This is a genomic window from Sphingobium sp. ba1, from assembly GCF_000743655.1.
Taxonomy (GTDB): domain Bacteria; phylum Pseudomonadota; class Alphaproteobacteria; order Sphingomonadales; family Sphingomonadaceae; genus Sphingobium.
Genome location: NZ_JPPQ01000069.1, coordinates 2,750,674 through 2,760,889, shown reverse-complemented (window position 1 = coordinate 2,760,889; position 10,216 = coordinate 2,750,674). Strand labels below are relative to the sequence as shown.

At 63.8% G+C, this 10,216-nt stretch carries 12 protein-coding genes; 5 read left to right on the top strand and 7 right to left on the bottom strand.

Features of this window, described 5'->3' with window-relative positions:
- The 4 genes from recR to def form a co-directional block, all read left to right on the top strand.
- A partial coding sequence (gene recR, locus IL54_RS16565; RefSeq protein WP_037478979.1) for a recombination mediator RecR occupies positions 1 to 434 on the top strand: 434 nt, incomplete at its 5' end.
- Positions 435 to 609: 175 nt separating this feature from the next.
- The gene (locus IL54_RS16560; RefSeq protein ID WP_443211334.1) at positions 610 to 921 is read left to right on the top strand and encodes a hypothetical protein; all 312 of its coding nucleotides are present in this window, start codon (positions 610 to 612) and stop codon (positions 919 to 921) included.
- Positions 922 to 1,081: 160 nt separating this feature from the next.
- The gene (locus IL54_RS16555; protein WP_037477014.1) at positions 1,082 to 1,540 is read left to right on the top strand and encodes a VOC family protein; all 459 of its coding nucleotides are present in this window, start codon (positions 1,082 to 1,084) and stop codon (positions 1,538 to 1,540) included.
- A gap of 57 nt (positions 1,541 to 1,597) precedes the next feature.
- Positions 1,598 to 2,128 carry a peptide deformylase gene (gene def, locus IL54_RS16550; RefSeq protein WP_037477011.1) on the top strand — a complete coding sequence of 177 codons (531 nt, stop codon included), beginning with the start codon at positions 1,598 to 1,600 and terminating at the stop codon, positions 2,126 to 2,128.
- A gap of 50 nt (positions 2,129 to 2,178) precedes the next feature.
- Here the strand turns inward: def and phoB are convergent, their stop codons facing one another.
- The 7 genes from phoB to IL54_RS16515 all read right to left on the bottom strand — a co-directional run bounded on the left by phoB (position 2,179) and on the right by IL54_RS16515 (position 9,487).
- Entirely contained in the window at positions 2,179 to 2,880 is a 702-nt protein-coding gene (gene phoB, locus IL54_RS16545; protein ID WP_037477010.1) for a phosphate regulon transcriptional regulator PhoB, read from the bottom strand.
- A 2-nt stretch (positions 2,881 to 2,882) separates the two neighbouring features.
- Positions 2,883 to 3,581, bottom strand: coding sequence for a phosphate signaling complex protein PhoU (phoU, locus tag IL54_RS16540; protein WP_037477008.1), 699 nt, complete (start codon positions 3,579 to 3,581; stop codon positions 2,883 to 2,885).
- A gap of 21 nt (positions 3,582 to 3,602) precedes the next feature.
- Positions 3,603 to 4,391, bottom strand: coding sequence for a phosphate ABC transporter ATP-binding protein PstB (gene pstB / locus IL54_RS16535; protein ID WP_037477006.1), 789 nt, complete (start codon positions 4,389 to 4,391; stop codon positions 3,603 to 3,605).
- An 8-nt stretch (positions 4,392 to 4,399) separates the two neighbouring features.
- A complete protein-coding gene (pstA, locus tag IL54_RS16530; protein ID WP_037477004.1) occupies positions 4,400 to 5,644 on the bottom strand; it encodes a phosphate ABC transporter permease PstA in 1,245 nt (414 codons plus the stop codon).
- Positions 5,641 to 7,035 carry a phosphate ABC transporter permease subunit PstC gene (pstC, locus tag IL54_RS16525; protein ID WP_037477002.1) on the bottom strand — a complete coding sequence of 465 codons (1,395 nt, stop codon included), beginning with the start codon at positions 7,033 to 7,035 and terminating at the stop codon, positions 5,641 to 5,643. The genes pstA and pstC overlap by 4 nt, the downstream gene beginning before the upstream one ends.
- Positions 7,036 to 7,045: 10 nt before the next feature.
- Positions 7,046 to 8,095 carry a substrate-binding domain-containing protein gene (locus IL54_RS16520; protein WP_037477000.1) on the bottom strand — a complete coding sequence of 350 codons (1,050 nt, stop codon included), beginning with the start codon at positions 8,093 to 8,095 and terminating at the stop codon, positions 7,046 to 7,048.
- Positions 8,096 to 8,200: 105 nt separating this feature from the next.
- Positions 8,201 to 9,487: an ATP-binding protein gene (locus tag IL54_RS16515; RefSeq protein WP_052027732.1), complete on the bottom strand. Its 1,287-nt coding sequence runs from the start codon at positions 9,485 to 9,487 to the stop codon at positions 8,201 to 8,203.
- Positions 9,488 to 9,588: 101 nt separating this feature from the next.
- On the opposite strand from IL54_RS16515, the gene IL54_RS16510 reads away from it, so the two are divergent.
- A complete protein-coding gene (locus tag IL54_RS16510; RefSeq protein ID WP_037476998.1) occupies positions 9,589 to 10,014 on the top strand; it encodes a hypothetical protein in 426 nt (141 codons plus the stop codon).
- Positions 10,015 to 10,216 lie beyond the last annotated feature (202 nt).

Here is a 10,216-nt window from a genome sequence, read left to right as displayed (position 1 = left end):
CCTGCCATGTCTGCGGCAATGTCGATACGGTCGATCCCTGCGGCATCTGCAAGGATGCCCGCCGCGATCCCCGCGCGCTCTGCGTGGTGGAGGATGTCGCGGACCTGTGGGCGCTCGACAAATCGAGGCTTTTCCCCGGCCGCTTCCATGTGCTGGGCGGGCGGCTGTCCGCGCTTGAAGGCATCCGGCCCGAAGATTTGACCATCGACGCGCTGGTCACGCGGCTGGAACAGGGTGGAGTGGACGAAGTGGTGCTGGCCATGAACGCGACGCTCGAAGGCCAGACCACCGCCCATTATCTCGCCGAACGGCTCGAACGCTTCCCCATCCGCCTGACCCAGCTGGCCCATGGCGTGCCCGTCGGCGGCGAACTCGACTATCTCGACGAAGGCACCCTCGCCCAGGCGCTGCGTGCGAGAAGGCCGGTAGGGTAGGGGGTGAACCTCTCAAATCGTCATGATCCTCTCAATCCGTCATACCGGACTTGATCCGGGATCTATTAGCCTCAGCCTGTCGATGGCGAACGACCATCAAGCCCAGTCGGAAACACTGTCGCTGCAATAGCTGGCCTATCCCGCCAGTCCTGCTATGCGCGGTGCCATGCAAAACATGCAAAACCTTGCCGGTACTATCGACGTCGATGGCGAATCCTATGAATGGGAACTCCGCCGCGAACCCCAATGGAGCGACATTGACGGGTGGAAAGGCATGGCCATCGCCTTGCAGCAGAAAGACACGCAACGCGGTGCGCTCCTCGAATTTCCGCCGCCCAAGCGCTTGCTGAAAGGCCTGCAACGCGGCCGCCTGCAGATCAACGATGCCATCATCGCCCGCGGCATCCGCGCCGCGCTGGAAGCCGGCTGGGAACCCACCTCGCGCGGCAAACCCATGGTGTTCACCGTCGATGCGGAAGGCAATTGAAGGTTGTTGGGCGCCTTGCCTTTAGCCCTCTCCCGTTCTTCACGGGAGAGGGTTGGGTGAGGGTCTGCCTTCCTGTCCGTCCCCCCTGCGAAAGCCGCTAGCTGACCTGCTGTCCACCTTCCGCTAGACCGATTCCAAGAACCACAGGAGGGATGCCCCGATGATCGACCTGACCCGCACCCATCACAAGGGCATTGCCGTTGCCGATATCGACCGCGCCGTCGCGGACTATGGCGCGGCGCTTGGCCTGACCTTCGCACCCGTGCGCGATTTCGATCCACTGCCTTTCTGGACGCCCGAAGACGGCCTGCGCGACCTTCGCGTGCGTGCCACCTATTCGCTGGGTGGCCCGATCCACATCGAACTGGTGCAGGGGCAGGGGCCTTTCTACCACCCCGCCAGTGCCGAAACGGCCCGCCATATCGGTGTCTGGGTTGATGACCTTCCGGCCGATACCGCACGGCTGGTCGATCTCGGCTGGACGGTCCGTGCCGCCAATGCTGCGCCTGCCGATGGCTATGGCCTCATCGCCTATCTCGCCTCGCCTGATGGCGCGCTGCTGGTCGAACTGATCTCCACCGCGCTCAAGCCCGCGATCGACGCATGGCTGGGCGAATAAGCGGAGGCGACTCGGCGGGCGGCTTGAAATTCCGCGCCATTCCGCTATTTTGTCGCCATGGCCATTCTTCCTATCCTTGAGGCGCCCGATCCGCGCCTGCGTACCATTTCGACCCCGGTCGAGGCGATCGACGACGATCTGCAACGGCTGATCGACGATATGTTCGAAACGATGTACGACGCGCCGGGCATCGGGCTTGCCGCGATCCAGGTCGGTGTGCCCAAGCGGGTACTGGTCATGGACCTGCAGGAACCCGAATCCGACGAGGAAGGCGCGCCCCCGGTCAAACGGCCGATGGTCTTCATCAACCCGGAAATCCTGCGCGAATCGCAGGATATGTCGGTCTATAATGAAGGCTGCCTGTCGGTCCCGGAGCAATATGCCGAGGTCGAGCGTCCCGCGACGATCCGCGCCAGCTGGATGGACCGCGATGGCCGCATCCATGAGGAGCAGCTCGAAGGCCTGCTCGCCACCTGCCTCCAGCATGAGATGGACCATCTGGAGGGCGTGCTGTTTATCGACCATCTTTCGCGCATGAAGCGCGACATGCTGCTCAAGAAGCTGACCAAGGCGCGCCGCGCCGCCTGATCCGGTATAAGGGAAAGCCCCGGTCATGCCGACCGGGGCTTCCCATCCTGTCACGCTACCCCGTCGGTATCCAGCGCATAGCCCGCCGACCGTACCGTGCGGATGATGTCGGTATAGACGCCATCGGCATTGATCGCCTTGCGCAGACGGCGGATATGCACATCGACCGTGCGCAGTTCGATGTCGCTATCCTGCCCCCACACGCTGTCGAGCAGCCGCTCGCGCGAGAAGACCCAGCCCGGATGCTCCAGAAAATGCTTGAGCAGCCGGAATTCGGTCGGCCCCAGCGGGATCACTTGCCCGCCGCGCCGCACCTTATGCCCCACCGTATCCATCTCGACATCGGCAAAGGTCAGCGTCTCACCGGCCAGCGCCGGGCGCACCCGGCGTAGCACCGCGCCGACCCGCGCTACCAGCTCGCGGGGCGAGAAGGGCTTGGTCACATAATCGTCTGCGCCGGTTTCCAGGCCACGGACGCGATCCTCTTCTTCGCCGCGCGCGGTCAGCATGATGATCGGCACATTGGCGGTGCCGGTCATCCGCCGCAGCCGACGGCAGACCTCGATCCCCGACAGGCTTTCGACCATCCAGTCGAGCAGCACGATGTCAGGCACATTTTCCTGCGCCATCAACAGCGCTTCCTCGCCATCGACCGTATGGGCGACGTCGAAATCCTCGCGCTTAAAGTGCCAGATGAGCAATTCGGCCAAAGCCGCGTCATCCTCCACCAGCAGCATCTTGGCCCGTGCCATGGTCAGATCTCCGCCTGTACGTCGGTGCCGCCGCGTTCCCGCTCCGGCATGGTCTGGCCGGTCGCGGCATAATAGACCATCTCGGCGACATTGGTGGCATGGTCGCCGATCCGCTCGATATGCTTGGCGACGAACAGCAAATGCGCGCATTCGCTGATCGTCTTGGGATTTTCGACCATGAAGGTTACCAGCGTACGGAACACGCTATTGTAGAAATCATCCACCACCGCATCGCGCTCCACCACCGCCTGCGCGAGGTCAGGGTCACGCGCGGCATAGGCGTTCAGCACGTCATGCACCATTTCGGCCGCGACCTGCCCCATGGCGGGCAGCAGCGACATGGGTTCGAGCAACTGCCTGTTGGTGGCGATCAGCGGCACCCGCTTGGCGATATTCTTGGCATAGTCGCCGATCCGCTCGATCACGCTGACGATCTTGAGCGCGGCGATCACGTCGCGCAGGTCGTTGGCCATCGGTGCGCGCAGCGCGATGACCTCGATCACCAGCTTCTCGACCTCCGCTTCGATCGCGTCGATCCGCTTGTCGCCCTGGACGACCTCGGCCGCCAGCGCCAGATCCTGCCGTTGCAGCGCCAGCATCGCATTTTCGATCGCCGCTTCCGCGCGACCGCCCATTTCGGCGATCAACCCGCGCAGCCGGTCGATTTCGTCGTCAAATGCCTTGATCGTATGTTCAGCCATGTCTTGTCTCTCTCCGCCCGATCAGCCGTAACGACCGGTGATATAGTCCTTGGTCCGCTCCTGGCGCGGATTGGTGAAGATGTCCGACGTCACCCCATATTCGACCAGTTCGCCCAGATGGAAGAAGGCGGTCCGCTGCGACACGCGCGCGGCCTGCTGCATATTATGGGTGACGATGACGATCGCGTAGCGGCCGCGCAGCTCGTGGATCAGTTCCTCGATTTTGGCTGTCGCGATCGGATCAAGCGCCGAGCATGGCTCGTCCATCAGGATGACTTCGGGCTCGACCGCGATCGCGCGGCCGATGCACAGCCGCTGCTGCTGCCCGCCAGACAATGCCGTGCCGCTGTCGTGCAGCCGATCCTTCACCTCTTCCCACAGGCCAGCGCGACGGAGCGACTTTTCGACCACCACGTCCATGTCCGCCTTCGATGCGGCCAGGCCATGGATGCGCGGCCCATAGGCGATATTCTCGTAGATCGACTTGGGGAAGGGGTTGGGCTTCTGGAACACCATCCCCACCCGCGCGCGCAACTGCACCACGTCCATGGAGGAGGCATAGATGTCCTCGCCATCCAGCGTGATCTCGCCTTCGACCCGTGCCGACGCGACCGTGTCGTTCATGCGGTTCAAAGTGCGGAGGAACGTCGACTTGCCGCAGCCCGACGGGCCGATGAAGGCAGTGACATTGTCCATGTCGACGTCGATCGACACGCGCTTGATCGCCTGCTTCTCGCCATAGAAGACGTTGACGTCGCGGGCCGACATTTTCGGATTGGCGATCGCCAGGTTGATTTGGTCTTGGGTCATGGGTGCAGTTACCACCGTGTTTCAAACTTGTTGCGCAGATAGATGGCGAGGCCGTTCATCGCGAGGAGGAAGGCCAGCAGCACGATGATCGCGGCCGATGTCTTTTCGACAAAGCCCTTGGATACTTCGTCCGACCATAGGAAGATCTGGACCGGCAGGACGGTCGCCGGATCGCTGATCCCGCCGGGGGGGGTGGCGATGAAGGCGCGCATGCCGATCATCAGCAGCGGTGCCGTCTCGCCCAGCGCTCGCGCCATGCCGATGATCGTGCCGGTCAGGATACCGGGCAGGGCGAGCGGCAGCACATGCTGGAACACCACCTGTACGGGACTGGCCCCGATGCCGAGTGCCGCGTCGCGGATGCTGGGCGGCACCGACTTGATCGCGTTACGCCCGGCGATGACGATGACCGGCATCGTCATCAGCGCCAGCGTCATGCCGCCGACCAGCGCCGCCGATCGTGGCAAGTGCAGCAGGTTGAGGAAGATCGACAGGCCCAGCAGACCGAAGATGATCGACGGCACCGCAGCGAGGTTGTTGATCGACACTTCGATGATGTCTGTCCACCATGCCTTGGGCGCATATTCCTCCAGATAGAGCGCGGTCGCCACGCCCACCGGGAAACTGAGCAACAGCGTCACCAGCATCGTCAGCAACGTGCCCTTGAACGCGCCCCAGATGCCGACCTGCGCTGGATCGGTGCCGTCACTGGCCGACAGGAAATTCCAGTTGAAACCGGTCGTCAGCACGCCCGCCTTTTCCAGCCGCGCGACGGCGGCCTCGGCTTCGGGCGGCCCTTCGCTCTTGGCCGCCAGGTCGATGCCGGTCGAAGCGGGCAGGGCGATCGTCTCGGTCCGGCTAAGGATCGAGGGATCGGCCTTGATCGCGTCGCGGATGGTGATCCACGCCGTCGATGACAGGAGCGAGTCGGCGTCCGGCCCCAATGCTTGCTTGGCGACCGCGCTGGTCACCATCGGCAGGTTCGCCTGATTGAGCGATTCGTCCGTGATCGCGGCGGGATCGAGCAACAGCGGTGAGGCCGGGAAATCGACCGTCAGCGCAATCTCCGTCCGGGTAAAGCCGCGCAGGCCATTGCCCATCATGGTGAACAGCAGGAAGGCGAGGAAGGCGGCGGACAGCACCACAGCGCCCAGGCCGATCAGCCGAAAGCGGCGTTCCTTGGCATAGCGCCCCGCAATCCGCTTGCGCATCGCCTCCGACTTCCAGTCGGTGGGCAGACGTTCGACGGTCATTCGTAAGCCTCGCGATATTTCTTCACGACCCGCAGGGCCACGATGTTGAGCAACAGGGTGATGATGAACAGCACCAGCCCCAGCGCGAAGGCCGCCAGCGTCTTGGCGCTGTCGAACTCCTGGTCGCCGGTCAGCAACTGGACGATCTGCGTCGTCACCGTCGTCACGCTGGAGAAAGGATTGAGCGTCAGGTTGGCGGCAAGCCCTGCGGCCATCACCACGATCATCGTCTCGCCGATCGCGCGGCTGACGGCGAGCAACACGCCGCCGACGACACCGGGCAGGGCGGCGGGGATGAGGACGCGCTTGATCGTTTCGCTGGTCGTCGCGCCCATCGCCAGGCTGCCGTCGCGCATCGACTGCGGCACCGCGGCAATGCTGTCATCGGCCATGGAGGAGACGAAGGGAATGATCATCACGCCCATCACCAAGCCGGCCGCCAGCGCGCTTTCCGACGATGCACCGGAAATCCCGATCATCACCGCAAAGTCGCGTAGCGCAGGGGCTATGGTAAGGGCGGCGAAATAACCATAGACGACCGTCGGCACGCCCGCGAGCATCTCCAGCGTCGGCTTCATCCAGCGGCGGACCGTTGGGCTGGCATATTGGGTCAAATAGACCGCACTCATCAGGCCCAGCGGAATGGCGACGATCATCGCGATGATCGCACCGATGAAGATCGTGCCCCAAAAGAGCGGGATCGCGCCGAACGCATCCTCATTGCCATAGCCCATCGCGGCCGATTGCGGGCTCCACTTGGTCCCGAACAGGAAGTCGATAGGATTGACCATCGAGAAGAAGCGGAAACTTTCCCACAAGAGCGAAGCGACGATGCCGACGGTGGTCACGATCGCCAGCAGCGATGCCACCAGCAGCAGGGCCATCACCAGCCGCTCCACTCGCGTGCGTGCCCGGAAATCGGGACGGATGCGGGTGAAGGCATAGGCACCCCCGGCGAAAGCCAGCACCAGCGCCAATATCGCGCCTGCCAACCCGAACTTGTCGAGCGCTCGCGTATAAGGCTCGACCAGCGCTTGCGAGGCGGGGTTGAAGGCGCCGGCCTGCATCCCCGTCGCGATCGCCCGCGCTTCGCCCAAGATGGCGGAACGAGAGAAGCCGTCGAGCGGCAAAGCCTGCGCAGCCGGATCAGCCAGCACGGCCTGCGTCACCAGACTGGGCGCGACATTGGCCCAGACGACCAGGAACAGGGCAGCGGGCAGCAGCGTCCATAGCGCCACATACCAGCCATGATAGCCCGGCAGGCTGTGGACGGCGTCACGCCGCCCGGTGGTCCGTGCCACCGCCTGCAGACGCATGGCGCGGGCGCGGGCACTGACCCAGGCGATCGCGCCCAGGCCTGCCAGCAGCAGGAGGATTGCGGGTCCGGTCATGGGGTCTCGCTTATTTCAGCTGCGCGCCGTCAAGCGTGGTCAGCGCCTTGACGGTTTGTTCGTTCGCCTTGCGGACATCGTCCGGCGCGGCAACCATACCGCGCTTGGTCAGCGCGCCGCCCGGCGCCCAATTGGTCGAAAAAGCATTCAGGAAGCCCTGAAGGCCCGGAATGGCGGACATATGCGCCTTCTTCACATAGATGTAGAGCGGGCGCGCGCCAGGATATTGGCCGGACGAGACCGTCTCATAGGAAGCTTCGATCCCGTCGATCGGAATATCCTTCAGCGTGGCGCGATTTTCTTCGAGGAAGCTGAAACCGAATACGCCGACCGCATTGGGGTTCGCGCCCAGCTTCTGCACGATCAGATTGTCGTTTTCGCCCGAATCGACATATTTGCCGTCCTCGCGAACGCGGGTGCAGGTCGCCTTATACTCGTCCTCGCTCTTTTCCTTGAGCGCTTCCATCGCCGGATCGCTCTGGCATCCCTTTTCCAGGATCAGCTCGGCGAGCGAATCGCGCGTGCCGCTGGTCGATGGCGGGCCGAACACCGAAATCGCGATGGCGGGCAGGCTGGGGTCCACATCCTTCCAGGTCTGCGTCTTGTTCGGGCCCTTGCCATAGGGATTGGCGGCCAGCGCTTCGTAAACGATCTTGGGGGTCAGCTTATAGCCGGGGCCGTTCTTCGCTTCGGCAAAGGCCAGACCATCGACGCCGATCTGCACTTCGATGATGTCCTTGACGCCATTGCCGGCGCACAGGTCGAACTCGGCCTTCTTCATCCGCCGCGATGCGTTGGCGATGTCGGGATATTGCGCGCCGACGCCGCTGCAGAACAGCTTCATGCCGCCGCCGGTGCCGGTCGATTCGATGATCGGCGACTTCATGCCGGCATTGGTCTGCACGAACAGTTCGGACGCAGCCGTGGCGAAGGGATAGACGGTGGAGGAACCGACCGCGCGGATCTGGTCGCGGGTCGCCCCCGCGCCGCCCTGATCGCCGCAAGCGGACAGGCTAAGGACGCTCAGCGCCGTGGCGGCGAGCAAGGCGAATCTCTTCACGGAAAACCTCCATCAACTAAGGCCGCGATTCGCATGTCGCCGCCCCCCATGGAGCATGCGTCTAGCTGCGGACCATCGCGCCTTTGTGACAGTCAGGTTGCAGTTTCATGACACGGTGCCCGAAAGCGCCGATGGCCGCCGCCGTTCATCGGCCTTCGTCACCCCCTCATCGGTCGCTGGCGGCAGCAATATGGTGATCGTCGTGCCCTTGCCCAGCGTGCTGGCAATATCCAGCCGACCGCGATGCCGCTCGATAATATGTTTGACGATGGCGAGGCCAAGCCCCGTGCCGCCCATCGCGCGGCTGCGGCCCGAATCGACGCGATAGAAACGCTCGGTCAATCGCGGCAGATGATCGGGGCCTATGCCTTCGCCCTCGTCCGCCACGGCCAGCCGCGTCATGCCGCTCGGTCCCTCGGTCAGCGTGACGCGGATCGGCGTGTCGGGTCGACCATATTTCACCGAATTGCCGATCAGATTATGCACCAGCTGCGACAATTGCGCCCGATCGCCCAACACGGGTGGCAACGAATGGGCGATCTCCATCTCCACATCGCGACCGCGCGGCCCATGGCTGGACCGGAATATGCCAACCACTTCGGCGACCAGTTCGGACAGATCGACCGCCCCGTCAGGCGCGCGATATTTTTCCGCCTCGATCCGCGAGAGCGAGATGAGATCGTCGATCAACCGCTGCATCCGCCGCGCTTCGCCATCCATGATCTTGAGGAAACGCTGCCGCGTCTCATGGTCCTTGCCCAGTTCGGGGTCGGCCAGCGTTTCGATGAAGCCCAATATCCCGGCCAGCGGCGTGCGTAGTTCGTGGCTGGCATTGGCGACGAAATCGACGCGCATCCGCTCCGCCGCATGGGTGCCGCTATGGTCGACCAGATGCACCAGCCGCCGCATCGACGTCACCGCGCCCACCGGTGCCACGCGCATCTGCCAGCGCTGCTCGCGACTGCCCAGGCCCACCAGTTCGATCATGAAGGGATCGGCCAGCGGCGCGGTGCTGGCCAGCCGTTCGGCGGCGGCGGGATGACGAATGGCGATCCGCGCATCATCCCCCTCTATGTGCGCGCCCAGCAAGCGTTGCGCCGCGCGATTGGCGCGCACGATCTTGCCCTTTTCCACCAGCATCAGCGGATCGGAAATCCCTTCCAGCAAGGTCGGAAAATCAGGATGGTCGATCAGGTCGGGCTGTTCGGGCGGCGGCGCGGGCTGGTCCGGCTCCGGGTCATGGCCGTGCGCCGCGATCAGCAGCACGACCAGCCCCGCTAGGATCGGCAGGGCAATGCCGACGGGCGAAGCGCCAAGCAACAAGGCGCCGCCCGTGCCCAGCATAAGCACGGCCAGCGACGCGGTGATTTGGGAAATGCTGAGTCGATTCATGGTTACCGCACTGGATTTGTCGCGCAAACACTGCGAAGACCTAAGTCCAATAGCGTGCAATCATTACGCTTTGGCAAGCGCGAGATGCGGAACAGGACGATATGAGCGAGCAGATGCCCGATCAGGACGGTCCCCAGATGGACGAAACCGCCGCTGAACCGGCAGTAGCTTCGCGTCGCCAACTGTTGATGGGCGGGGCCATGGCGGCGTCCGCCATAGTCTCGATCCGCCCCGCGCTCGCCAACACCGCCGCCTCGGTCCTGAACTGCACCATCCCCGTTCCCGACAATGGCCGGGCTGGCAATTTCATTGCACCCAACGGTCAGGTCGTGCCTGCGGGCACCCCCGGCGCATTCCCCGGCACCGGGCGCAGCTTCACCGGCGAACAGGTGAAACAGGCGCTGCGCGGCCGTCCGCTGCCCGGCACCAGCTATCAGCAGAACCAGGCCTATCTCAATTATATCCGCCGCCTCCAATCGGGGCAGAGCGGCTTCACCTGCTACGCCTCGCTGCAGATGCCGCGCTGAAACGCCGCTTTTCCGCGACTACCCTAGCTATAACGATCAGGACGAATACGGCTTTCCCGCGTTGAGGACGTCGAACCTGCGAAGGTTCGATCCAACGCAAGGGCAGCCCCATGTTCCACTTCCGCCAGTCCCCGGCGCATGCCCTGTCGGTCGCAGTCTATCTCTACGAGCCCGGCGATGGCGGGCTTGATCGGGTCGCGAT